At 57.4% G+C, this 24,033-nt stretch carries 21 protein-coding genes; 18 read left to right on the forward strand and 3 right to left on the reverse strand.

The window, feature by feature from the left end; all coding sequences use genetic code 11:
- The first annotated feature begins 118 nt into the window (after positions 1 to 118).
- From phoB to AFK62_RS04950, 7 genes are all read left to right on the forward strand, one after another.
- Entirely contained in the window at positions 119 to 808 is a 690-nt protein-coding gene (gene phoB / locus AFK62_RS04920) for a phosphate response regulator transcription factor PhoB (protein WP_007679973.1), read from the forward strand.
- Between the two features lie 22 nt (positions 809 to 830).
- Positions 831 to 2,144: a phosphate regulon sensor histidine kinase PhoR gene (gene phoR, locus AFK62_RS04925; protein WP_007679972.1), complete on the forward strand. Its 1,314-nt coding sequence runs from the start codon at positions 831 to 833 to the stop codon at positions 2,142 to 2,144.
- A gap of 397 nt (positions 2,145 to 2,541) precedes the next feature.
- A complete protein-coding gene (brnQ, locus tag AFK62_RS04930; RefSeq protein WP_007679971.1) occupies positions 2,542 to 3,861 on the forward strand; it encodes a branched-chain amino acid transporter carrier protein BrnQ in 1,320 nt (439 codons plus the stop codon).
- Positions 3,862 to 3,931: 70 nt separating this feature from the next.
- On the forward strand, positions 3,932 to 5,299 hold the full coding sequence (proY, locus tag AFK62_RS04935) for a proline-specific permease ProY (RefSeq protein WP_032984860.1): 1,368 nt from the start codon (positions 3,932 to 3,934) through the stop codon (positions 5,297 to 5,299).
- Positions 5,300 to 5,467: 168 nt separating this feature from the next.
- Positions 5,468 to 7,285, forward strand: a complete 1,818-nt coding sequence (gene malZ, locus AFK62_RS04940) for a maltodextrin glucosidase (protein WP_007679963.1) — start codon at positions 5,468 to 5,470, stop codon at positions 7,283 to 7,285.
- Between the two features lie 84 nt (positions 7,286 to 7,369).
- Positions 7,370 to 10,078: a DUF2339 domain-containing protein gene (locus tag AFK62_RS04945; RefSeq protein WP_007679960.1), complete on the forward strand. Its 2,709-nt coding sequence runs from the start codon at positions 7,370 to 7,372 to the stop codon at positions 10,076 to 10,078.
- On the forward strand, positions 10,075 to 11,448 hold the full coding sequence (locus AFK62_RS04950; RefSeq protein ID WP_007679957.1) for a DUF3999 family protein: 1,374 nt from the start codon (positions 10,075 to 10,077) through the stop codon (positions 11,446 to 11,448). The genes AFK62_RS04945 and AFK62_RS04950 overlap by 4 nt, the downstream gene beginning before the upstream one ends.
- Here the strand turns inward: AFK62_RS04950 and acpH are convergent, their stop codons facing one another.
- Entirely contained in the window at positions 11,449 to 12,030 is a 582-nt protein-coding gene (acpH, locus tag AFK62_RS04955; protein ID WP_053531744.1) for an ACP phosphodiesterase, read from the reverse strand.
- Positions 12,031 to 12,131: 101 nt separating this feature from the next.
- Between acpH and queA the strand changes: the two genes are divergently transcribed.
- The 5 genes from queA to secF all read left to right on the forward strand — a co-directional run bounded on the left by queA (position 12,132) and on the right by secF (position 17,667).
- The gene (gene queA / locus AFK62_RS04960; RefSeq protein ID WP_007679951.1) at positions 12,132 to 13,202 is read left to right on the forward strand and encodes a tRNA preQ1(34) S-adenosylmethionine ribosyltransferase-isomerase QueA; all 1,071 of its coding nucleotides are present in this window, start codon (positions 12,132 to 12,134) and stop codon (positions 13,200 to 13,202) included.
- 127 nt (positions 13,203 to 13,329) lie between these two features.
- Positions 13,330 to 14,457, forward strand: a complete 1,128-nt coding sequence (tgt, locus tag AFK62_RS04965) for a tRNA guanosine(34) transglycosylase Tgt (protein WP_053531745.1) — start codon at positions 13,330 to 13,332, stop codon at positions 14,455 to 14,457.
- Between the two features lie 21 nt (positions 14,458 to 14,478).
- A complete protein-coding gene (yajC, locus tag AFK62_RS04970; protein ID WP_007673917.1) occupies positions 14,479 to 14,811 on the forward strand; it encodes a preprotein translocase subunit YajC in 333 nt (110 codons plus the stop codon).
- A 26-nt stretch (positions 14,812 to 14,837) separates the two neighbouring features.
- Positions 14,838 to 16,685, forward strand: coding sequence for a protein translocase subunit SecD (secD, locus tag AFK62_RS04975; protein ID WP_071884285.1), 1,848 nt, complete (start codon positions 14,838 to 14,840; stop codon positions 16,683 to 16,685).
- A gap of 10 nt (positions 16,686 to 16,695) precedes the next feature.
- The gene (gene secF, locus AFK62_RS04980; protein WP_007673912.1) at positions 16,696 to 17,667 is read left to right on the forward strand and encodes a protein translocase subunit SecF; all 972 of its coding nucleotides are present in this window, start codon (positions 16,696 to 16,698) and stop codon (positions 17,665 to 17,667) included.
- Positions 17,668 to 17,860: 193 nt separating this feature from the next.
- On the opposite strand, the gene AFK62_RS04985 is transcribed toward secF, so the two are convergent.
- Together AFK62_RS04985 and AFK62_RS04990 are read right to left on the reverse strand one after the other, a co-directional pair.
- A complete protein-coding gene (locus AFK62_RS04985; protein ID WP_007673906.1) occupies positions 17,861 to 18,739 on the reverse strand; it encodes a nucleoside-specific channel-forming protein Tsx in 879 nt (292 codons plus the stop codon).
- 336 nt (positions 18,740 to 19,075) lie between these two features.
- Positions 19,076 to 19,636 (reverse strand): SadB/YajI family lipoprotein, encoded by a 561-nt coding sequence (locus AFK62_RS04990; RefSeq protein ID WP_007673905.1) that lies wholly within the window; start codon positions 19,634 to 19,636, stop codon positions 19,076 to 19,078.
- A gap of 154 nt (positions 19,637 to 19,790) precedes the next feature.
- Here AFK62_RS04990 and nrdR point away from each other — a divergent pair, with 154 nt between their 5' ends.
- The 6 genes from nrdR (at position 19,791) to pgpA (ending at position 24,012) form a co-directional block, all read left to right on the forward strand.
- Positions 19,791 to 20,240, forward strand: coding sequence for a transcriptional regulator NrdR (nrdR, locus tag AFK62_RS04995; RefSeq protein WP_007673903.1), 450 nt, complete (start codon positions 19,791 to 19,793; stop codon positions 20,238 to 20,240).
- 3 nt (positions 20,241 to 20,243) lie between these two features.
- Positions 20,244 to 21,347 carry a bifunctional diaminohydroxyphosphoribosylaminopyrimidine deaminase/5-amino-6-(5-phosphoribosylamino)uracil reductase RibD gene (ribD, locus tag AFK62_RS05000; protein ID WP_007673900.1) on the forward strand — a complete coding sequence of 368 codons (1,104 nt, stop codon included), beginning with the start codon at positions 20,244 to 20,246 and terminating at the stop codon, positions 21,345 to 21,347.
- Positions 21,348 to 21,434: 87 nt separating this feature from the next.
- Entirely contained in the window at positions 21,435 to 21,905 is a 471-nt protein-coding gene (ribH, locus tag AFK62_RS05005) for a 6,7-dimethyl-8-ribityllumazine synthase (RefSeq protein WP_007673897.1), read from the forward strand.
- A 21-nt stretch (positions 21,906 to 21,926) separates the two neighbouring features.
- The gene (gene nusB, locus AFK62_RS05010) at positions 21,927 to 22,346 is read left to right on the forward strand and encodes a transcription antitermination factor NusB (RefSeq protein WP_007673894.1); all 420 of its coding nucleotides are present in this window, start codon (positions 21,927 to 21,929) and stop codon (positions 22,344 to 22,346) included.
- A gap of 189 nt (positions 22,347 to 22,535) precedes the next feature.
- Positions 22,536 to 23,516 carry a thiamine-phosphate kinase gene (gene thiL / locus AFK62_RS05015; protein ID WP_032984461.1) on the forward strand — a complete coding sequence of 327 codons (981 nt, stop codon included), beginning with the start codon at positions 22,536 to 22,538 and terminating at the stop codon, positions 23,514 to 23,516.
- Entirely contained in the window at positions 23,491 to 24,012 is a 522-nt protein-coding gene (gene pgpA / locus AFK62_RS05020; RefSeq protein ID WP_007673890.1) for a phosphatidylglycerophosphatase A, read from the forward strand. The genes thiL and pgpA overlap by 26 nt, the downstream gene beginning before the upstream one ends.
- The last annotated feature ends 21 nt before the right edge of the window (positions 24,013 to 24,033 follow it).

Raw genomic sequence — 24,033 nt, forward strand, 5'->3', positions numbered from 1 at the left:
CGTTTTCTGCGTACGCTGACAGGTCATCTTACGGTCATCTTTTTCATAAATCTGTCATAAATCTGACGCATAATGGCGCCGCATTACATTCTGTTTACTTTATTTAACAGGGCTAATCATGGCGAGACGTATTCTGGTCGTTGAAGATGAAGCACCTATCCGCGAGATGGTGTGTTTTGTGCTGGAACAAAATGGCTTCCAGCCGGTGGAAGCGGAAGATTATGACAGTGCGGTGAATCAACTCAATGAGCCCTGGCCCGATCTGATTTTGCTGGACTGGATGCTGCCCGGCGGATCGGGGATCCAGTTTATTAAACATATCAAACGCGAAGCGCTGACCCGCGAAATCCCGGTTGTCATGTTGACCGCACGGGGTGAGGAAGAAGATCGTGTGCGTGGCCTTGAAACGGGCGCTGATGATTACATTACTAAACCGTTTTCCCCAAAAGAGCTGGTGGCGCGTATTAAAGCTGTCATGCGTCGTATCTCGCCGATGGCTGTAGATGAAGTCATTGAAATGCAGGGCCTAAGCCTTGACCCGTCATCGCACCGCGTGATGACCGGCGAAAATCCTCTCGATATGGGCCCCACCGAATTCAAACTGTTACACTTCTTTATGACGCACCCGGAGCGCGTGTATAGCCGTGAACAGCTGCTCAATCACGTCTGGGGCACCAATGTGTATGTGGAAGATCGCACCGTGGATGTGCATATCCGCCGCCTGCGTAAGGCGCTGGAGCTGAGTGGTCATGACAGAATGGTTCAAACGGTGCGCGGTACGGGTTATCGGTTCTCAACCCGTTTTTAAACCCAAAACAGGAGTGTGACGCGTGCTGGAAAGGCTGTCATGGAAAAGACTGGTGCTGGAGCTGTTGCTTTGTTGTATTCCGGCGCTGGTACTCGGGGCGATATTCGGCTATCTGGCATGGTTTTTACTGGCGGCGGTGACCGGATTGCTTATCTGGCATTTCTGGAATCTGCTGCGGCTTTCCTGGTGGCTTTGGGTGGATCGCAGTATGACGCCGCCGCCAGGTAGCGGAAGCTGGGAGCCACTGCTCTACGGTCTTCACCAGATGCAGTTGCGCAATAAAAAGCGCCGTCGGGAACTTGGTAATTTAATTAAACGCTTTCGCAGCGGCGCGGAATCGCTGCCGGATGCCGTGGTGCTGACCACGGAAGAGGGCGCCATCTTCTGGTGTAACGGCCTTGCGCAACAGTTGCTCGGCCTGCGCTGGCCTGATGACAACGGTCAGAATATCTTAAACCTCCTGCGTTACCCGGAATTCACCCGTTATTTGCGCGGTCAGGAATTTAACCGCCCTCTGCACCTGGTGCTTAATAATGGGCGTCATCTGGAATTTCGCGTCATGCCTTACAGCGAAGAACAATTGCTGATGGTCGCGCGTGACATCACGCAGATGCACCAGCTCGAAGGGGCGCGGCGCAACTTTTTCGCAAACGTCAGCCATGAATTGCGCACGCCATTGACGGTGTTACAGGGCTATCTGGAGATGATGCATGAGCAGACGCTCGAAGGGGCGCTGCGTGAAAAAGCGCTGCATACCATGCGCGAGCAAACCTACCGGATGGAAGGGCTGGTAAAACAGTTACTGACGCTCTCGAAAATCGAGGCGGCGCCCGCGATGCAGCTTAATGAAACCATCGACGTGCCGATGATGCTGCGGGTGGTGGAGCGTGAAGCGCAGACGCTGAGCCAGCAAAAACAGACTTTCACCTTTGACGTCGATCCGGCGCTAAAAGTGCTCGGCAATGAAGAGCAGTTGCGCAGCGCGATTTCAAACCTCGTGTATAACGCCGTGAACCATACGCCTGCGGGTACGCACATCACGGTGCGCTGGGAACATGTGCCGGGCGGCGCGCGTTTTAGCGTGGCGGATACCGGGCCGGGCATCGCCGCGGAGCATATTCCGCGTCTGACTGAGCGCTTCTACCGGGTGGATAAAGCGCGTTCGCGACAGACCGGCGGCAGCGGGCTTGGTCTGGCGATTGTGAAGCATGCGCTGACGCATCACGATGCGCGTCTGGAGATAGAAAGCGAACCGGGCCGGGGCACGACCTTTTCGTTTGTTCTGCCGGAACGGTTAATCGCGCCCACGACCGCCAGAGCGCTTTCTGTGGTTTAAGCTGTAACGTCAACTTTCCAGGGCCAGCCATAAGCTGGCCTTATTTGTTTTTAATAGGGTATTCAGCGCTTTTTCCTCAATTGGTGCTTTTTTGCTCGCGCGAATCGCCGGAGGTTTTTTAAGAAATTAGATTTAATCACTGCCTTTAAACTTAGATCTGGCATAAAGGTCTGGTTTCAGGATCCCGTCTTGCCTTTAAACGTTATAAGCGTTTAAATTGCGCCCCTGCTATTGCCAGACCGACTGTTTTTGCGCGGTAAACCGAAAAACAATTCTTCGCCAGCGTAATCGGGAAGCATATCCCGCTGTCAGGCTCTGAAATGGCCGTGTTTTCGTCAGGTGACTGGCGGTAAAAAATTATTCAATTTCAACACCACATCCACAGGCAGTAAATCTTATGACCCATCAGTTAAAATCGCGCGACATTATCGCACTGGGGTTTATGACCTTTGCGTTATTCGTTGGCGCGGGCAATATCATTTTCCCACCCATGGTTGGTTTGCAGGCCGGTCCACATGTCTGGACGGCGGCGATCGGCTTTCTGATAACCGCCGTTGGTCTGCCTGTGCTTACCGTGGTGGCGCTGGCGAAAGTCGGCGGCGGCGTAGATAGCCTGAGCCACCCAATTGGCCGCGTGGCAGGTATTCTGCTGGCGACCGTCTGCTATCTGGCCGTTGGCCCGCTGTTTGCCACACCGCGTACCGCCACCGTGTCATTCGAAGTCGGTATTGCGCCGCTTACTGGTGACGGCGCGCTGCCGCTGCTCATTTATAGCCTGGTGTATTTCGCGCTGGTCATTCTCGTGTCGCTCTATCCGGGTAAACTGCTGGATACGGTGGGCAATTTCCTGGCGCCGCTGAAAATCGTCGCGCTGGTGGTGCTCTCCGTCGCCGCTATCGTATGGCCGGCGGGCGGTATCAGCGTTGCGACCGAAGCCTACCAGAAAGCAGCGTTTTCCAACGGGTTCGTTAACGGTTATCTGACGATGGATACGCTGGGCGCGATGGTGTTCGGGATTGTTATCGTCAACGCGGCGCGCTCGCGTGGCGTTTCTGACTCCCGTCTGCTGACCCGCTATACCATTTTCGCAGGCCTGATGGCGGGCGTTGGCCTGACGCTGCTGTACCTGGCGCTGTTCCGTCTGGGTTCTGACAGCGCGACGCTTGTGGATCAATCCGTAAACGGCGCGGCCATTCTTCACGCCTACGTTCAGCATACTTTCGGCGGTGCGGGTAGTTTCCTGCTGGCGGCGCTGATTTTCCTGGCGTGTATGGTCACGGCGGTAGGCCTGACCTGCGCCTGCGCTGAGTTTTTCGCGCAGTATTTGCCGCTCTCTTACCGTTCGCTGGTGTTCGTCCTGGGCCTGTTCTCAATGGTGGTGTCCAACCTGGGCCTGAGCCAGCTGATTCAGTTCTCCATTCCGGTGCTGACGGCCATCTATCCGCCGTGTATCGCACTCGTTGTTCTGAGCTTTACGCGCGGCTGGTGGCATAATGCGAGCCGTGTTATCGCCCCGGCGATGGCGGTCAGTCTGCTGTTCGGTTTGATTGATGGGGTGAAAGCCTCAGCGATAAGCGGTATCCTTCCGGCCTGGACTCAGAAGCTGCCGATGGCGGATCAGGGGCTGGCATGGCTGCTGCCTACCGTTGTGATTGCGCTGGCGGCGGCCGTCTGGGATCGTACGGCCGGACGGAGCGTGACTTCCACCGCTCACTGATCGTCGGTTGATTGTTGAACCACGGGGCCTTGCTCCGTGGTTTTTTATTGTATGACGTGGTACTGAAAAGATGGAAAACGAGAACAAGCTCAAGCGCGGATTAAGTACAAGGCACATCCGCTTTATGGCGCTGGGTTCAGCGATTGGCACCGGCCTGTTTTACGGCTCGGCGGACGCCATCAAAATGGCGGGTCCGAGCGTACTGCTGGCCTACATTATCGGCGGCGTGGCGGCGTATATCATTATGCGCGCGCTCGGCGAAATGTCCGTGCACAACCCGGCGGCGAGCTCTTTCTCTCGCTATGCGCAGGACAACCTCGGCCCGCTCGCAGGCTATATCACCGGCTGGACTTACTGCTTTGAAATTCTGATTGTCGCCATTGCCGACGTCACTGCCTTCGGCATCTATATGGGCGTCTGGTTCCCGACGGTGCCGCACTGGGTCTGGGTGCTAAGCGTGGTGCTCATTATCTGCGCCATCAACCTGATGAGCGTGAAAGTCTTCGGCGAGCTGGAGTTCTGGTTCTCGTTCTTTAAAGTCGCCACGATTATCATCATGATCGCCGCCGGTATCGGCATCATTATCTGGGGCATCGGCAATGGTGGCCAGCCGACCGGCATCCATAACCTCTGGAGCAACGGCGGCTTCTTCGCTAACGGCTGGATTGGCACCGTGATGGCGCTGCAGATGGTGATGTTCGCCTATGGTGGCATTGAGATTATCGGCATCACCGCCGGTGAAGCCAAAGACCCGGCTAAATCCATTCCGCGTGCGATAAACTCCGTACCGCTGCGTATCCTGGTGTTTTATGTCGGCACGCTGTTTGTGATCATGTCCATCTATCCGTGGAATGAAGTGGGCACCAACGGCAGCCCGTTCGTGCTGACCTTCCAGCACATGGGAATTACCGTCGCGGCGGGCATTCTGAACTTCGTTGTGCTGACGGCGTCTTTATCGGCGATCAACAGCGACGTGTTCGGCGTGGGCCGTATGCTACACGGCATGGCAGAGCAGGGTAGCGCGCCGAAAGTGTTCGCGAAAACCTCACGCCGCGGCATTCCGTGGGTGACGGTGGTGGTGATGTGTTTTGCAATGCTGCTTGCGGTCTATCTTAACTACATCATGCCGGAAAACGTCTTCCTGGTGATTGCGTCGCTCGCGACCTTCGCGACCGTCTGGGTCTGGATAATGATCCTGCTCTCGCAGGTGGCGTTCCGCCGTCGCCTGAGCGCGGATGAAGTCAAAGCGCTGCAATTCAAGGTGCCAGGCGGTGTGACGACCACCATCGTGGGCCTGATTTTCCTGGCGTTTATCATCGCGCTGATTGGTTATCATCCGGACACCCGCATTTCGCTTTATGTCGGTTTCGCCTGGATTGCGTTGCTGCTCATAGGCTGGGTGTTTAAACGCCGTCGCGACGCGCACCTTTCCGCGTAACTCTTCTTCTCATCCCCGCCGCCTGGCGGGGATGTTGTTTTCGCTCTACGCTCACCAAAGATTCTCCGCCTCCCGTCTCCTCCCCCAATAAAATCCAGAATGAGGAAGGCGCGCGGTTGCCCGTGTGAAAAGATCGCCCTGTTTTCTGTCAATTAAGGATCAAAGTGTATGTTGAATGCCTGGCATCTCCCCGTCGCGCCCTTTATCCGCCAGCAGGGGGAATCGCTACTCATTACGCTCTGGCTGAAAGGCGACGCGCTGCCGGAAAACGTTGTGCTGCGCTATGAGCGCGACAACGAAGAAACGCCGTTTACCATGAAGCGCCTGTCAACCGCGCCGCATCCGGAGGTCAGCGCGTGGCAGGCGAGCATTCCACTCGGCGACGGCCAGCCGCGCCGCCGCTACTGTTTCAAATTGCTCTGGAAAGAGAGCCAGCAGTGGTTCAGCCCGCTGGGCCTGAGCGCCTTTCCGCCCGCTCGCCTCGCGCTCTTTGCGGTGGATACGCCAGATGATGGTCCGGACTGGGTGCAGGAGCAGATTTTCTACCAGATTTTCCCTGACCGGTTTGCCCGTAGCGAGCCCAGGGGCGCAGCGCAGGACACCGTTTATTATCATCACGATCAGGGGCGCGATATCATTTTGCGCGACTGGCACGAGCCAGTGAGCCAGGAAGCAGGGTCGTCGACGTTTTACGGCGGCGATCTCGACGGCATCTGCGAGAAGCTGCCTTATCTGGAAAAACTGGGCGTGACGGCGCTTTACCTTAACCCCATCTTTTGTGCACCGAGCGTGCACAAATATGACACCGCCGATTACCGCCACGTCGACCCGCAATTTGGCGGTGATGATGCGCTGCTGCGCCTGCGTGAAAAAACACGCGCGCGCAATATGCGCCTGGTCCTGGATGGCGTTTTTAACCATACCGGCGACACGCATCCGTGGTTCGATCGTCAGCAAAACACGCAGAGCGGCGCCTGCCATCACCCGGATTCTCCCACACGCCGCTGGTACAGCTTCACCGGGGACGGTCACGCGTTCTGCTGGCTCGGTTATGAGAGCCTGCCGAAGCTGGATTTCGCCGAGCCCGGCGTGGTGGAGGAAATATACGCGGGCGAAGAGAGCGTCGTGAAGCACTGGCTGAAAGCGCCGTGGAGTATCGACGGCTGGCGGCTTGATGTGGTGCATATGCTGGGCGAGCGCGGCGGGGCGAAAGCGAACCTGCGCCACGTTGAAGGGATCACGCGCGCGGCCAAAGCGGTCAATCCGCAAGCCTTTGTGTTTGGCGAGCATTTCGGAGACGCCCGCCAGTGGCTGCAAAATGATGCGGAAGACGCGGCGATGAACTATCGCGGCTTTACCACGCCGCTGTGGAGTTTTCTCGCAGGCGTAGATCAGGGGCTTGAGCCGCAGCAGCTCGACGCGGCCGAGTGCGCCGCGTGGATGGAAGAGTACCGCGCCGCGCTCTCACATCAGCAGCAGTTGCGGATGTTTAATCAGCTCGACAGTCACGATACCGCGCGCTTTAAAACGCTGGTGAAAGGAGACCCGGCGCGCCTGCGGGCCGCGGCAGTGTGGCTTTTCTGCTGGCCCGGTGTGCCGTGCATTTTTTATGGCGATGAAGTGGGCGTAGAAGGCGGTAACGATCCGTTCTGCCGACAGCCGTTCCCGTGGGACAAGGCGCATCAGGATAGCGAACTGCTGGCGCTCTATCAGCGTCTCGCTCGCCTGCGCCACCGCAGCCGGGCGCTACGGTCCGGCGGTTGCGAGGTTATCTACGCGCAGAGTGACGTCATTGTATTTATGCGTGTTTACCAGCAGGAACGGGTGCTCGTGGCGCTGAACCGCGGCGCGACCTGCGACGTGACGCTGCCGTTCTCACCGCTGTTTGCCGGAAAAACCTGGGGACGTGAAGAGGGCAGCGGCGAGTTTGAGGCACAGACGCTGCGCCTCCCGGCCGGTGCGGCGGCAATCTGGCGCGCAAGATAAGCGCGGCGAAACGCGGTAAAGGAATACCGCTTTTCATCCAGATATGGGAAAGTAGCCGCACTTCTGCCGCAGGGTCTGAAATCAATGGATGAGATTTTTGTTTTTGCTGCTCTGATTGCCCTCTTTTGCGTGGTCGTGGTGCCGGTGCTGGCTATCATGGCGTTCAGGCGTAGCGCGCGTAACGAAACCGAACTGCAGCGCCTGCGCGAGCGGATTGCGATGCTTGAAACGCGGCTGGCGGACGCGCCCGCCATGCCTGTCGCGGCTTTCGTCGAATCGCCTGCATCTGTTGAAGCGCCTGCACCGATAGCGCGTTCTGCCGCCGCAGTAACGCCAGAAGCTGTGCCTGAGGCAGCGCCGAAAGCCGCGATCGACACGCCACGGGTCTGGTCTCAGGCGGTGCGCAACACGCCCGGTGAGACCCATCGCGCTTCAGCGCCGCGCCGTCAGAAACCTGAACGTGGCGATGCCGCGGCAGGCGGAATGCTGACAAGCCTCGTGCGCTGGTTTATGCAGGGCAATCCGCTCGCCAAGATCGGCGTGATCCTGCTCTTTTTAGGGCTCTCCTTCCTTTTGCGCTACAGCGTCGAGCGCGACATGCTGCCGCTTGAGTTGCGCGTTGCAGGTGCAGGCGTGGCAGGGCTTGTGCTGCTGGCGGTCGGCTGGCGGCTGCGCCGCAAAGCGCCGCTGTATGCGCTCATTTTGCAGGGCGGCGCGGTGGGCGCGCTCTATATCACTATTTTCGGCGCGTTCCGGCTCTGGCAGATGTTACCGATGCCGCTCGCGTTTGTGTTGATGCTTACCGTGTGCGCCGCAAGCGTCGCCCTGGCCGTACTGCAACGCGCGCTGAGCCTCGCGATGCTCGCGAGCCTCGGCGGTTATCTCGCGCCGCTGCTGCTTTCCACCGGTAGCGGCAACCACATTGCCCTCTTTTCGTTCTACCTGTTGCTGTCGGTGGGCATCGCTGCGGTGAGCGTCTGGCAGCACTGGCGCGAACTGAACCTGCTGGGGCTGCTCTTTACCTTCGGCGTGGCGGGGCTGTGGGGTATGAGCGGCTATCATCCGGACGAGTGGCTGAGCTGCCAGCTATTTTTGATAGCCAATATTGTGCTTTTTGGCGTCGTCTGCGTGGCGCTGTCGCTGCGCTCGCAGCAGCAGAAAAAAATCGTCGATGGCGTGCTGCTGTTTGTTCCGCCGCTGGTTGGGTTCGCAATGCAGTATGTGATAACCCGCCACTGGACCTATGGCCCGGCGTTTTCGGCGCTGGGTTTCGGGCTGGTTTATCTGCTGCTGGCCCGCGTTGCGTTGCGCCGCTACCCGCATCAAGGGCGGATACTGGCGATGGGCGGGCTGGCGCTTGGCGGCGCGTTTGTTACGCTTGCCATTCCGCTGGCGTTGTCCGCTCGCTGGACGGCGCTCGCCTGGGCGCTCGAAGGGCTGGGATTGTTGTGGTTTGGCATGCAGCAGGCCCAGCGGCGTATGAGCTACAGCGGCAGCGCATTGTTGGTGCTGGCGGCGGTCAGCGCCGTTTACGCCTGGCTTGACGGCATCGCATTGCTGAATGCGGCGTTTATCAGTGCGGTGCTGGCGCTCTGCTGGCTGGCGGGTGGTTTCCTGTGGCGTGGGCCGCAGCCGTTGTTGAGCCGGATACACCTTGGTGGCGGCGTCGCGTTCTGGCTTATCGCGTTGATGCAGGCGGCGCGCTGGATAACATTTGATATTTCTGTGGGATTCGCCTGTGTGCTCGCTCTGCTGACGCTCTCCGTCATGCTCTGGCGCAGCCTCGCGCGCAAAACGGCATGGCCGGATCTCGGTTTTACGGTCTGGCTGCTGTGGCCGGGCATGGCGCTGATGCTGCTTTATCACCTTGTGATTGACGGCGCGCTGGTGCTGGCGGGCTGGCACAGCCTCGTCTGGTGCCTCGCGCTGCCTTGCGCGCTGTGGCTGCTGCACCGCGATGGCGCAACGCTGCCGGCGCGTCTGCAGCAAGGGCTGCATTTGACGCTATTCTGGATGCTGCTGTTGGCCACGGGTATGGAAACCTGGTGGTTTACCGACAGCCTGCCATGGGGCAGCGAAGCGTGGCAGGCAGGGATTATCCTCGCCGTCAGCGCGATTATTGTGCTGGTGGTGAATCAGGCCATCCGGCGCGGATGGTGGCCTTGTGCGCAGTGGCCTGCGCTTTACGGCGGGCCGGGTCTGGCACCAGTTGCACCAGTGCTGGGGCTGTTGTTGCTTGTGGACAACCTGATGGACGGTGTCGCGATTCACTGGCCATACCTTCCGCTTATTAACCCGCTGGAACTTGGCGCGGGCTTCGGCCTGATGGCGCTGCTGGTCTGGTGGCGACTGCTCATACGTTTCTGGGCATCGCGTTTGCAACAGGTGCAGCCGTGGGCGCCGCTTGCCTGGTTTGCGCTGCTTTTCTGGTGGGGCAACGGGCTGGTGCTGCGTACGCTGGCCTGGGCGGGCGATATTCCCTGGCAGACTGATGCGCTGTGGACGTCCCGCCTGGTGCAGACGACCTTTGCGCTGCTCTGGATGCTGCTGGCATTGCTGGTGATGGTGAGTGCGACCCGTAAAGGCGCGCGTCAGGCCTGGTTCTGTGGCGCGGGTCTGCTGGGCGTGGTGATCGTGAAGCTCATGTTGGTAGACAGCGCGGGCGGCGGCGGGCTTGCACGCGCGGTCGCGTTTATCGGCGTTGCAGTGCTGGTGTTGATTGTGGGTTATTTTTCTCCGCTGCCGCCGAAAGCGGCGCAGCCGGGCAATGTTCGTCAGGGAGAGGCAGGATGAAACGAATCTGGGTTGCCGCCATCTGGGCGCTGGCCGCCACATGCACGGCAACGGAAGGCTCTTCGCGAGCCGAAAGCCCGCAGGACTATGCACGCGGCGCGGAGCTGGCCGTCGAAGGGGCGTCGCCCTGGTATCGACTGCCGCTGCCAGCAATGGTGTATGAGGAGAGCGCCTGGCCGGATCTGCGCGACCTTCGCGTGTTTAACTCGCAGGGCGCAAGCCTGCCTTTCGCGCTGGAAACCACCACGCCGCCTGCGCCTGCGCCGCAACGTGCGCCGTTAACGGTATATAAGCTTAACGCGCAGCCGCTCAAGCCTGACAGCGCCAACAGCCAACCTGCGGTGCTGTTGACCTCGCCGTCCGGCGTGCAGATCCGCATGGAAAACCCGCCTGAGGCGACGCTCAGCGACAGTTGGCTTATTCCGCTCGGCGAGGGTAACGAGGCGCGAGCGCTGACGCAGTTGCGTCTGGCATGGCCCGCGCAGGCTCACGGCTGGCAGGCGCGTATTGATGTATTCAGCAGCGAGACGATGCGCGACTGGCAGACAGAGATAACCGACGCGCCGCTGATGGATTTAACGTCCGGCGACCAGCGGCTCCTGCAGGATAAGGTCGATTTCCGCGACGGTTTGATGCTCTCTGGCGCGAAATATCTGCTGATAGTGGTGAAAAACGCCAGTGCGCCGCTTGATTTTACGGCAGCGACCGGACAGTGGCAGGCGCCACACCCGCAGCCGCTGCGTATGTCGCTAACGGCACTGGCGGAAAGAGAATCAGATAACTCGGCGGTATATCACTGGCCACGCCCACAGCCCTTCGATGCGCTGACGCTGCGCCCCTCGAAGGAAAACGCCGTTGTGCCGGTGGAAATTGAGTACCGCAGCGGTGAAAACATGGCGTGGAAACCCCTCGTCCGTACGGTGCTTTATCGCCTGCCGGACCGCCCGGCGGTGACGCTGGCGCTGCAAGGAGAACTGATCTCTGCGCTGCGGGTGCGGGCCATCAATCAGCGTATCGGCGAAGTGTTTCCGGAAGTGACGGGCGAACGTGACGAAAAAACGCTGGTGTTTAACGCCCAGGGAAGCGGGCCGTTCCTGCTCGCCTGGGGCAACGGCGCAGCGGCACCGCAGGCGCTGGCGATAAATACGCTGGTGCCGGGGCAACGCAATCTGGAGACGTTGCCTTACGCACAAGCGGTGAAAATGGTAGCGCTGGGCGGCGAGGCGCGGCTCACTGCGAAGGATGCTGGCGTGCAGCGTAATCAGTTTTATACCTGGCTTATCTGGGCCGTGTTGGTGGCGGGCGCTGCCGGGCTGATGTTGCTCGCCTGGCGACTGTGGCGCGAGATTCGCAGCGAAAAGGCACAATAATCAGAGCGTCTGCTGACGCGCGCGCTCCATCATCTGTGGATAAAAGCGCCAGAACTGGCGCTCCAGCGCGGCGTAATGGGTATCCAGATCCTCCCAGGAGTCGCGCAGGGCCGCAAGTTTCGGACGGCGGGTCGCCATGCCGTTAAGCACGCGGGCGATAAACGTCATCTCGCGGTAGCGCTCCATCCAGCGTTCGCGCCAGAGAACCTCGTTGAGATTTACAAAGCGCTCCGGCGCGTCAGGCAGCGTGGGCAGGATCAACGCGTGCGCGTGCGCCAAAAACTGCGCCAGCGGCAGGTCGGGCGAAATTTGCGCCCAGTGGCGCGAGAGAAAGTGATCCCACATGACATCCAGCGTGACCGGCGCCACGCGGCGGGTTTCCGGGCGAAACCACTCGCGCGCCTCGCGCACTTCAGGCAGGTTATCGGTGAGCACATCCACACGCCGGTGCATGTAAATTCCCGCCACGACATCTGCCGGATAGACCTCGTCCGGTTTGCCACGCACAAAGTCCGCCATCAGGTTGCCAGGCAGCGAACTGCGCGCAAGATGCGCGAGATGAAGATGGGCGAGAAAATTCATAACGATCCTTTCCAGTAAGAGAGATAAAGCGGCTAATCAGTTGCAGGGAGCGCGCCCCGGCACTAGACTAGCCGCCTGTTTTTTATGTCAGAGTTCCAGCCATGCGTTTGACCGATTTCTCCTTTGAACTACCCGAATCCTTGATAGCTCATTATCCGCAAGCCCAGCGCAGCGCGTGTCGCCTGCTGTCGCTCGACGGGCCGACGGGAAATCTCACGCACGGCACTTTCACCGATTTGCTCGATAAGCTCAACCCCGGCGACCTGCTGGTCTTTAACAATACCCGCGTGATCCCGGCGCGCCTGTTTGGCCGCAAGGCGAGCGGCGGCAAGATAGAAGTACTGGTAGAGCGTATGTTAGACGACCATCGCGTGTTGGCCCATATCCGTGCTTCTAAGGCCCCGAAACCGGGGGCGGAACTGCTGTTAGGCGATGATGAAAGCGTAAACGCGACGATGACTGCGCGCCACGACGCGCTGTTTGAAGTGCAGTTCAATGATGAGCGTCCGGTGCTGGATATTCTCAACAGCATCGGCCATATGCCGCTGCCGCCGTATATTGAACGTCCGGATGAAGAATCTGACCGCGAGCTTTATCAGACCGTTTACAGCCAGAAACCTGGTGCCGTCGCCGCACCGACTGCGGGCCTGCACTTTGACGAGCCGCTGCTTGAGCGCCTGCGCGCGAAAGGTATTGAGATGGCGTTTGTTACGCTGCACGTCGGCGCAGGCACGTTCCAGCCGGTGCGCGCCGAGAGCATTGAAGATCATGTGATGCACTCCGAATACGCGGAAGTGCCGCAGGAAGTGGTCGACGCGGTGAGCGCAGCAAAAGCGCGCGGCAATAAAGTGGTGGCTGTTGGCACTACGTCGGTGCGCTCGCTGGAAAGCGCAGCTCAGGCGGCGAAAGATGCGCTGATTGCGCCGTTTTTCGGTGACACCCAGATTTTTATCTATCCGGGCTATCAGTACAAAGTGATCGACGCGCTGGTGACGAACTTCCACCTGCCGGAATCGACGCTCATTATGCTGGTATCCGCGTTCGCAGGTTACAAGCACACCATGAACGCCTACCGCGAAGCGGTGAAAGCGGAGTATCGTTTTTTTAGTTACGGCGATGCGATGTATATCACGTACAATCCGCAGGCCATTCATGAGCGTCCGGGCGCGTAATTTGCGCTTTAGGCCCGAGCGCAACACCGATATTTTCTCTCTCCATGAGTGGAGAGGGCCGGAGTGAGGGGCGTCCTTCACTCTGTAACATTAATCATCAGACTGTCTCTCTGATGTGGAGAAAAACGTGAAATTTGAACTTGATACGACCGATGGCCGCGCGCGTCGCGGCCGCCTGGTATTTGATCGTGGCGTGGTGGAAACCCCCGCGTTTATGCCTGTTGGCACCTATGGCACCGTAAAAGGCATGACGCCGGAAGAAGTGGAAGCCACCGGCGCGCAGATTATCCTCGGCAATACCTTCCATCTCTGGCTGCGTCCTGGCCAGGAAATCATGAAGCTGCACGGCGACCTGCACGATTTTATGCAGTGGAAAGGCCCGATCCTGACCGATTCCGGCGGCTTCCAGGTCTTCAGCCTCGGTGATATTCGTAAAATCACCGAGCAGGGCGTGCATTTCCGCAATCCGATCAACGGCGATCCGATTTTCCTCGATCCGGAAAAATCGATGGAGATCCAGTTCGATCTCGGTTCTGACATTGTCATGATCTTCGACGAATGCACGCCGTACCCGGCAGACTGGGATTATGCAAAGCGCTCAATGGAAATGTCTCTGCGCTGGGCGAAGCGTAGCCGCGACCGCTTTGATAGCCTCGGTAATAAAAACGCGCTGTTCGGGATTATTCAGGGCAGTGTTTACGAAGATTTACGCGATATCTCGGTTAAAGGTCTGGTAGAGATAGGCTTTGATGGCTACGCTGTCGGCGGCCTGGCTGTCGGCGAGCCGAAGGAAGATATGCACCGCATTCTGGAACATGTCTGCCCGCAGATCCCGGCAGACAAACCGCGATACCTGATGGGCGTGGGCAAGCCGGAAGATCTGGTCGAAGGTGTGCGTCGCGGCATCGATATGTTCGACTGCGTTATGCCGACACGTAACGCCCGCAACGGCCATCTTTTCGTCACCGAAGGCGTGGTGAAAATCCGCAACGCGAAGTACAAAAGCGATACGGCGCCGCTGGATTCTGAGTGTGATTGCTATACCTGTCGCAATTATTCACGCGCCTACTTGCATCATCTTGATCGTTGCAACGAAATACTGGGCGCGCGGCTCAATACCATTCATAACCTTCGTCACTATCAGCGCTTAATGGCTGGTTTACGCAAGGCTATCGAAGAGGGTAAATTAGAGCACTTCGTCGCGGATTTCTACCAACGTCAGGGGCGGCCGGTGCCACCGTTGAACGTTGATTAATTTAATAATGAGGGACTTTGAATGAGCTTTTTTATTTCTGATGCGGTAGCGGCGGCAGGTGCTCCGGGGCAAAGCAGCCCGTTGTCACTGGTTCTGATGCTGGTAGTTTTTGGTCTGATCTTCTACTTCATGATCCTGCGTCCGCAGCAGAAGCGCACCAAAGAGCATAAAAACCTGATGAGCTCCATCGCGAAAGGCGATGAAGTGCTGACTAATGGTGGTCTGGTTGGCCGCGTGACCAAAGTAGCGGAAAACGGCTACATTGCTATCGCCCTGAACGACACCACTGAAGTGGTTATCAAGCGTGACTTCGTCGCAGCCGTCCTGCCGAAAGGCACCATGAAGGCGCTGTAATCCATTTTTTCCCAAAGGGAACTGCCGTGTTAAACCGTTATCCTTTGTGGAAGTACCTCATGCTGGTCGCCGTGCTTATCGTCGGCCTGCTTTATGCACTTCCCAACCTGTATGGTGAGGATCCGGCTGTTCAAATCACTGGCGCGCGCGGCGTCGCCGCCAGTGAGCAGACGCTGATCCAGGTCCAGAATACGTTACAAAAAGAAAAAATTTCCGCGAAATCTGTGGCTCTGGAAGAGGGCGCTATTCTCGCGCGCTTTGACTCCACCGATACTCAGCTGCGCGCTCGCGAAGCGCTGATGAGCACGATGGGCGATCAGTTCGTCGTCGCGCTTAACCTCGCGCCTGCCACCCCACGCTGGCTTACTACTATTTCTGCCGAACCCATGAAACTGGGTCTTGACCTGCGCGGTGGTGTTCACTTCCTGATGGAAGTCGATATGGACACCGCGCTTGGCAAACTCCAGGAACAAAATATGGACGGCCTGCGCAGCGATTTGCGCGAAAAAGGCCTGAACTGGACGAGCGTACGTAAGGCCGATAATTACGGTCTGACGATTCAGTTCCGCGACAGCGACACCCGTGATGCGGCGGTTGCTTACCTGACTTCCCGTCACCGCGATATGGTTATCTCTGCACAGGGCGACAATAGCCTGCGTGCGGTAATGTCTGATGAACGTCTGCGCGAAGCGCGCGAATATGCCGTTCAGCAGAACATCAATATCCTGCGTAACCGCGTAAATCAGCTGGGTGTAGCTGAGCCGTTGGTACAACGTCAGGGGGCTGACCGCATCGTGGTTGAGCTGCCCGGTATTCAGGATACCGCGCGTGCGAAAGAAATTCTGGGTGCGACGGCGACGCTGGAATTCCGTCTGGTCAATAGCAATGTCGATCGCGCCGCTGCGGCTGCCGGACGTATTCCTGGCGACTCTGAAGTGAAGATGACGCGTGAAGGTCAGCCGGTTGTGCTGTACAAACGCGTGATTCTGACGGGCGATCACATTACCGATTCCACGTCCGGTGTTGACCAGTACAACATGCCGCAGGTGAATATTTCGCTCGACAGCTCGGGCGGTAGCATCATGTCCAATTTCACCAAAGATAATCTCCATAAGCCTATGGCGACGCTCTTTGTTGAATATAAAGACAGCGGTAAGAAAGATGCGAACGGTCGCAGCATTCTGGTGAAAGAAGAAGAAGTCATTAACGTCGCGACAATCCAGGCGCGACTTGGTCAGAACTTCGTTATCACGGGTATCGACAACGCGAACGAAGCACGCCAGCTCTCGCTGCTGCTGCGCGCAGGTGCGCTGATTGCGCCGATTCAGATTGTTGAAGAACGCACGATCGGCCCAACGCTTGGGATGCAGAACATCACCCAGGGTCTGGAAGCGTGTCTGGCGGGCCTTGCGGTCTCCATTCTCTTCATGATCCTGTTCTATAAAAAGTTCGGTCTTATCGCCACGACCGCCCTGCTGGCAAACCTGGTGCTGATTGTCGGCATTATGTCGTTACTGCCGGGCGCTACGTTGACCATGCCGGGGATTGCGGGGATTGTATTAACCCTTGCGGTCGCGGTGGATGCGAACGTGCTGATTAATGAACGTATTAAAGAAGAGCTCAGCAATGGCCGTTCCGTGCAGCAGGCAATTGATGAAGGCTATCGCGGGGCGTTCAGCTCCATTTTCGATGCCAACATTACGACGCTGATTAAGGTCATCATCCTGTACGCAGTGGGGACCGGCGCGATTAAAGGGTTTGCTATCACGACCGGTATCGGCGTGGCGACCTCCATGTTCACCGCTATTGTCGGTACCCGTGCCATTGTAAACCTGTTGTACGGCGGCAAACGCATCAACAAGCTGTCTATCTGAGGAGTGCGTTGTGGCACAGGAATATACTGTTGAACAATTAAACCACGGCCGTAAAGTTCATGACTTTATGCGCTGGGACTACTGGGCATTCGCCATTTCTGGCCTGCTGCTGGTGGTTTCTATCGTGGTGATGGGCGTGCGTGGCTTTAACTGGGGTCTCGATTTTACCGGCGGTACGGTTATCGAAATTGCCCTGGAAAAACCAGCTGACCTGGATTTAATGCGCGAATCGCTGGAAAAGGCGGGCTTTGAAGAGCCGCTGCTGCAAAACTTTGGCAGCAGCCGCGACATCATGGTACGCATGCCGCCTGCGCAGGGCGAAACCGGCGGACAGACTCTTGGTAATAAAGTGCTGAGCGTCATTAACGAGGCTACCAGCCAGAACGCGGCGGTAAAACGCATTGAATTTGTTGGTCCGAGCGTCGGCGCGGATCTCGCTCAGGCGGGCGCGATGGCGCTGCTGGTGGCGCTGATCTCCATTCTGATTTACGTCGGATTTCGCTTTGAGTGGCGTCTGGCGGCCGGTGTGGTTATCGCGTTGGCGCACGACGTTATTATTACTATGGGCGTACTGTCGCTATTCCAGATAGAGGTTGACCTGACCATCATCGCCTCGCTGATGTCGGTCATTGGTTACTCGCTGAACGACAGCATTGTGGTATCTGACCGTATTCGTGAAAACTTCCGCAAGATCCGTCGCGGAACGCCTTACGAAATCTTTAACGTGTCGCTGACCCAGACGCTGAAGAGGACGTTAATCACCTCTGGCACCACGCTGATCGTGATTCTGATGCTTTATCTGTTCGGTGGCGCGATGCTGCAGGGCTTCTCACTCACCATGCTTATCGGTGTGGCTATTGGTACGGTGTCGTCGATTTACGTCGCCTCCGCGCTGGCTCTGAAGCTTGGTATGAAGCGTGAACATCTTCTGCAACAGAAGGTGGAAAAAGAGGGGGCGGATCAGCCGTCACTTCTGCCGTAATGGTAAAGCGCGAATGACCTTTAAAAACCGCAGGCCTGGCCTGCGGTTTTTTTTCGCTGTCGAAAGGGGTTATTAATCACGATGCGGTGATGCCGAAGGCCGTCACGGCGGTAAGTATGGGCACGTGCCTTGCTGCAAATCGCGCCCATAAAAAAAGCCAGCAGAGGCTGGCTTTTTCATTGAGGCGTCAGGCTTAGAAGTTGTAACCAACTACCAGATAACCACCCCAACCGGTAGAGCGGGTGTTGTAGTTGGTGAAGGCCAGTTGCGCATCGTCATTCCACTGGCCGCCGTTGTGCCAGTAACGCGCAACCACAGAGTAGTGCCAGTGATCGTAATTCAGCGCAAGAATATGGCTGGACGCGATAGAATCGTTGGTGCGTGTTTTAACGCCATTGAGCGCGTAACCGCCTTTATCGCCGAGATCTGAACCCCAGTCAAAGTTGGTAAAGCCGATATAGCTCAGGTTACCGCCCCACAGCTGGGTAATCGGCACGAAGTATTTCACCTTAAAGCGGTAGCCATCCCACTCGTTCTGGTTCTCGGCATTGTAGTTCTGCCACTGGTATTTAGCGTAGACGTTCAGGGAGAGGCTCATCGGCAGACCGGTGTCGATATCGGTACCGAGGCCCATATACCAGGTGCTCTGGCGGCCAGAAGCGTTGCGCCCCATATCGTAGATATAGTTGTTGGCGAAATACCACTCTTTGAACGGGCCGAACGCCAGGCTGGTGCCGGTCAGCTTATCAATAGAGAAGCGCGGTTCGATCTCCATAAACAGCGGGGAACCGTGGTTCCAGATCCCTTTAGCATCGGTGTTGCCGCCAAAGAAGACCGGCGCATCCAGGTAGCCATAGAAATCAAACCAGTCTTTTTTCGCGAAAGCTTCATATTCCAGATAGGTATCGTTACGGATGGTCGGTCCGAAGCGAGTGTGGTAACTACCCACCACGTTGACGCTCTGGTGCCACCAGTCGGAAACAAACTCACTATTGCTGGTTTCTGCCGCGCTGGCAGTGAAAGAGGTGGAGAGCGCCAGGGCTGCACCGGCAGCTAAAACAATTTTTTTCATAATAGAGCCACTGTTTTAAGGAAATCCCCATTTCTGGGTGGAGTAAAGCTTTCGCCTGCGACGGCTAACCGCCACTGCACAATTTGTGTTGCCTATTATAAGTATCCGGCCTCACAAAAATATGTGGCGTTTCACATTCTTGTCACGTACGTAATCGATTGCGTTCACGTTTGCGTACATCGGAAAGCGGATTCTAGCGGCATAAGGGAACTAAGCCAACCATCACGAGGCCATTTTTGCGTTTATAAGGTGGGAAAAGGCAGAATCTGGCAGAGTGAAAAAGCAAGAAAATGCAGCGGCGCGAATGTAACAAACCATGCGCCGCCAGGGGGCAAGTTACGGCGCTACGATGGCGTCGTCTGCAATCAGCGGCTGGATATCATGTATGCGGATAAAACCCAGTTGATCGGGCGTAATACCAGTGAGCGTCAGCGGTACAGAAACGTCGCTCGGGGCCAGCGTACTGGCAGGAGCGCTGAAAGGCTGATTCTGTACGTTGACTTCCTGATAATTTTCCGTCGTCCCCTGCAACTGGCCCCATTCGACAGTGCCGGTAAATGCAGGTAACGGCTCGTTTGATTCACTCTGGATAAACAGTGTCGCTTGCGTGCCGTTAGCGTCAGCACTCACGTTGCGTAGCGACATCTTCAGCATTCCGAGCTGACTGTTTAGACGGGCAGGGGTATTTGAACCCGGCAGCAGATAAACGCCGCTTTTCGATTTCACATTCAGCGCATTTTGCTGCGTGATTTTAACCGTCTCCTGTTTAAGCTTCGTCATCTCATGATTTAGCGTGCTGACGTTCTGGTGCATCTGACGCACTTCGCTTTGCGGGGCGCAGGCGCTTAAAGCCAGCGCGCTGCCCGCGATCGCCCATTTCAGATAACGTATTGTCATGATTCGCTTTTCCTGAAAACGTGAAGGTGTGGTAATGGTAGTTGTCGCCGCCCCGTTTGGTATAGCGCCTTTGTCTCAAAAAGGTTGCGTCTTTGTAGTCCCGCCAGTTCAGGGTAAACTATTGTTCAGTTAACTTTTTCAGTCAGGAAGCGCTATGCATTGCCCGTTCTGTTTCGCCGTTGACACGAAAGTGATCGATTCCCGCCTGGTGGGCGAAGGATCCTCGGTGCGCCGTCGCCGCCAGTGCCTGGTGTGCCATGAGCGTTTCACTACATTTGAAGTTGCGGAGCTGGTCATGCCGCGCGTGGTGAAAAGCAACGACGTGCGCGAACCTTTCAACGAAGACAAACTGCGCAGCGGCATGCAGAAAGCCCTTGAAAAACGCCCGGTCAGTTCTGACGATGTAGAAATGGCCATTAATCACATCAAATCCCACCTGCGCGCCACCGGTGAGCGCGAAGTGCCGAGTAAACTTATCGGCAATCTGGTGATGGAACAGCTTAAAAAGCTCGATAAAGTCGCCTATATCCGTTTCGCCTCGGTGTATCGCAGCTTCGAAGATATCCGCGAATTCGGCGAAGAGATCGCCCGCTTACAGGATTAACTGATGTCCGATGAATTTTACATGGCCCGCGCGCTCACGCTCGCGAGCCAGGGGCGCTTTACCACGCATCCGAACCCGCGTGTGGGCTGCGTTATTGTCAAAGACGGCACGATTGTCGGCGAAGGGTTTCACTACCGTGCAGGCGAACCGCATGCCGAAGTCCATGCGCTACGCATGGCGGGCGACAAGGCGCGGGGCGCAACAGCGTATGTCACGCTTGAACCGTGTAGCCACCACGGGCGGACACCGCCGTGCTGCGACGCGCTAATTAACGCTGGTGTCACACGTGTGGTCGCGGCGATGCAGGACCCGAACCCGCAGGTGGCGGGGCGCGGCTTATACCGTTTACAGCAAGCGGGGATTGAGGTCAGCCACGGCCTGATGATGAGTGAGGCCGAAGCGCTGAACAAAGGCTTTCTCAAACGTATGCGCACCGGTTTTCCGTTTATCCAGCTGAAACTTGGCGCATCGCTTGACGGGCGCACCGCGATGGCGAACGGCGAAAGCCAGTGGATAACTTCTCCGCAGGCCCGCCAGGACGTGCAGCGTCTGCGTGCTGAAAGCCATGCTATCCTCACTACCAGTGCCACGGTGCTGGCCGACGACCCGTCAATGACCGTGCGATGGGACGAACTTGATGAGACCACGCAGGCGCAGTATCCGCATGAAAATCTGCGCCAGCCGCTGCGTATCGTACTTGATCGTCAGAACCAGGTGACGCCCGCGCACAAGATAACTAATCAGCCCGGCGAGACGTGGCTTGCCCGCGCTTGCCCTGATGACACCGTCTGGCCACAAGGCGTGGAACAACTGCCGACGCCTGTGCATAACGGCAAGCTCGATCTGGTTCTGCTAATGATGCAACTGGGCAAACGCCAGGTGAACAGCATTTGGGTTGAAGCAGGCCCGCATCTTGCCGGCGCGTTGCTTCAGGCAGGGCTGGTGGATGAACTGATTGTGTATATGGCCCCGAAACTGCTCGGCAGTGAAGCCCGCGGGCTTTTCGCGCTGCCTGAACTAGCCCATCTGGCCGACGCGCCGCGCCTGGAATTTCGCGACGTCGTTCAGGTCGGCCCCGATTTGCGCCTGCGCCTGACGCTCGCCTGAGAGTGGGACGTAAAACGTAAGCAGTGCGCGAAAGAGTATGATAAAATCCGCCCCCCTGCGGGGGCTACATAACCCTAAGGTAAGAGTATGAACATTATTGAAGCTACCGTTGCTGCCCCGGACGCTCGCGTCGCCATCGCCATTGCGCGTTTCAACAACTTCATCAATGACAGCCTGCTGGAAGGCGCGATCGACGCCCTGAAACGTATTGGTCAGGTAAAAGATGAAAACATCACCGTCGTATGGGTGCCAGGCGCTTACGAGCTGCCGCTGGCGGCTCAGGCGCTGGCGAAAACCGCAAAATATGACACGGTGATCGCGCTCGGTACGGTGATTCGCGGTGGCACCGCGCATTTCGAATATGTTGCCGGCGGCGCCAGCAACGGTCTGGCCCACGTGGCCCAGAACAGCGAAATCCCGGTAGCTTTTGGCGTACTCACCACTGAAAGTATTGAACAAGCCATCGAACGCGCTGGCACCAAAGCCGGTAACAAGGGCGCTGAAGCAGCGCTGACCGCGCTTGAAATGATTAATGTCCTGAAGGCTATCCAGGCCTGATTTTTTTGTAAGGGGAATTCCGTGAAACCTGCTGCTCGTCGCCGCGCCCGTGAGTGTGCCGTTCAGGCGCTTTACTCCTGGCAATTGTCCCATAACGACATCGCCGATGTTGAATACCAGTTCCTGGCGGAACAGGATGTCAAAGATGTGGACGTGATGTATTTCCGCGAACTGCTCTCCGGGGTGGCGACCAACAGCGGCTACCTCGACGGCCTGATGAAGCCGTACCTGTCCCGTCAGCTCGAAGAGCTGGGCCAGGTCGAGAAAGCGGTGCTGCGCATCGCGTTGTTCGAACTCTCAAAACGCGACGATGTGCCGTACAAAGTGGCTATCAATGAAGCGATTGAGCTGGCGAAAGTTTTTGGCGCTGAAGACAGCCACAAGTTCGTCAATGGCGTGCTTGATAAAGCTGCGCCGCATATCCGTCCCCACAAAAAGTAAAATCCGCCTGCCATCGGCAGGCCGGAGACCTGGCGCTCGTTTTCTTTTACCGTTCTGTGCTTCAGGCGGGTGAAAAGCTGGCGATTGTCTACTATGGTCATCAACACGAAGAAACCTGCTTTTCTTCGTCTGCTGTCTGAGGCCGGATTTCCGGCCTTTTCTTCTTCTCTTCTGTTGAGGCGTAACCCTATGTCATGCGGCGAGTTTTCCCTGATTGCACGTTATTTCGATCGGGTCAGAAGCTCTCGTCTTGATGTCGAGACTGGCATCGGCGACGACTGCGCGCTGTTGACCGTGCCGGAGAAGCAAACCCTGGCGATCAGCACCGATACACTGGTGTCAGGCATCCACTTTTTACCGGATATCGATCCACGCGATCTCGGCTACAAAGCGCTGGCGGTGAATGTGAGCGATCTGGCGGCCATGGGCGCCGATCCGGCGTGGCTGACGCTGGCGCTGACCCTGCCGGATGTCAACGAGCCGTGGCTCGAAGCTTTTAGCGACAGCCTGTTTGAACAACTCAACTACTACGATATGCAGCTTATCGGCGGCGATACCACGCGTGGCCCGCTTTCTATGACGCTCGGCATTCACGGGTTCGTTCCGACAGGGCGAGCGCTGAAACGCTCGGGCGCGCGTCCTGGCGACTGGGTCTATATCACCGGCACGCCGGGCGACAGCGCCGCAGGTCTCGCGATTTTGCAAAAGCAGTTTACCGTTGAAAATGACAGCGACGCCGAATACCTGGTGAAGCGCCATCTGCGCCCCACGCCGCGTGTGCTGCATGGCCAGGCGCTGCGCGGGCTGGCAAGCGCCGCTATCGATCTCTCCGATGGGTTGATTTCCGATCTCGGGCACATCCTGAAGGCGAGCGACTGCGGCGCGCGGATTGAGCTTAGCGATCTGCCATACTCCGCTGCGCTTATCCGTAACGCAACGCCGGAGCAGATGCTGCGCTGGGCGCTATCGGGCGGCGAGGATTACGAACTCTGCTTTACGGTGTCTGAATTGAACCGTGGCGCGCTGGAAGTGGCGGTAAACCATCTCGGCGTACCTGTGACCTGCATTGGCCAGTTGACCACCGCCGCAGAAGGGATGGTATTTTTACGCGATGGCGAGCCGGTAACGCTCGACTGGAAAGGATATGACCACTTCGAAACGCACGTTTAATAAGGATGTCGCCAAAAGTCGACTGAATTTACGCAATCCGTGGCATTTGCTCGCCACAGGGTTTGGTAGCGGTTTAAGCCCGTGGGTGCCGGGCACCATGGGCTCGCTTGCCGCGATCCCGTTCTGGTATCTGATGACGTTTCTGCCCTGGCAGCTTTACTCGCTGGTGGTGATGTTCGGCATCAGCCTTGGCGTCTACCTCTGTCACCAGACTGCGAAAGATATGGGCGTGCACGATCACGGCAGCATTGTCTGGGATGAGTTTATCGGCATGTGGATAACGCTGATGGCGTTGCCCACGCACGACTGGCAATGGGTAGCGGCCGGGTTTGTTATCTTTCGTATCTTCGATATGTGGAAGCCTTGGCCTATTCGCTGGTTTGACCGTAACGTCCATGGCGGCATGGGAATTATGGTGGATGATATCGTGGCGGGGATTATCTCAGCGGGTATCCTCTACTGGATTGGTCATCACTGGCCTGTTGGCCTGATTTAATAAAAAAGCCCTCTGCAAGAG

This window comes from Cronobacter condimenti 1330 (assembly GCF_001277255.1).
Taxonomy (GTDB): Bacteria; Pseudomonadota; Gammaproteobacteria; order Enterobacterales; family Enterobacteriaceae; genus Cronobacter; species Cronobacter condimenti.

Coding starts and splice junctions, on each gene's coding strand:
- phoB (WP_007679973.1), top strand. CDS start 119: ATGGCGAGACGTATTCTGGTCGTTGAAGATGAAGCACCTATCCGCGAG.
- brnQ (WP_007679971.1), top strand. CDS start 2,542: ATGACCCATCAGTTAAAATCGCGCGACATTATCGCACTGGGGTTTATG.
- proY (WP_032984860.1), top strand. CDS start 3,932: ATGGAAAACGAGAACAAGCTCAAGCGCGGATTAAGTACAAGGCACATC.
- malZ (WP_007679963.1), top strand. CDS start 5,468: ATGTTGAATGCCTGGCATCTCCCCGTCGCGCCCTTTATCCGCCAGCAG.
- AFK62_RS04945 (WP_007679960.1), top strand. CDS start 7,370: ATGGATGAGATTTTTGTTTTTGCTGCTCTGATTGCCCTCTTTTGCGTG.
- AFK62_RS04950 (WP_007679957.1), top strand. CDS start 10,075: ATGAAACGAATCTGGGTTGCCGCCATCTGGGCGCTGGCCGCCACATGC.
- acpH (WP_053531744.1), bottom strand. CDS start 12,030: ATGAATTTTCTCGCCCATCTTCATCTCGCGCATCTTGCGCGCAGTTCG.
- queA (WP_007679951.1), top strand. CDS start 12,132: ATGCGTTTGACCGATTTCTCCTTTGAACTACCCGAATCCTTGATAGCT.
- yajC (WP_007673917.1), top strand. CDS start 14,479: ATGAGCTTTTTTATTTCTGATGCGGTAGCGGCGGCAGGTGCTCCGGGG.
- AFK62_RS04985 (WP_007673906.1), bottom strand. CDS start 18,739: ATGAAAAAAATTGTTTTAGCTGCCGGTGCAGCCCTGGCGCTCTCCACC.
- AFK62_RS04990 (WP_007673905.1), bottom strand. CDS start 19,636: ATGACAATACGTTATCTGAAATGGGCGATCGCGGGCAGCGCGCTGGCT.
- nrdR (WP_007673903.1), top strand. CDS start 19,791: ATGCATTGCCCGTTCTGTTTCGCCGTTGACACGAAAGTGATCGATTCC.
- ribD (WP_007673900.1), top strand. CDS start 20,244: ATGTCCGATGAATTTTACATGGCCCGCGCGCTCACGCTCGCGAGCCAG.
- ribH (WP_007673897.1), top strand. CDS start 21,435: ATGAACATTATTGAAGCTACCGTTGCTGCCCCGGACGCTCGCGTCGCC.
- thiL (WP_032984461.1), top strand. CDS start 22,536: ATGTCATGCGGCGAGTTTTCCCTGATTGCACGTTATTTCGATCGGGTC.
- pgpA (WP_007673890.1), top strand. CDS start 23,491: ATGACCACTTCGAAACGCACGTTTAATAAGGATGTCGCCAAAAGTCGA.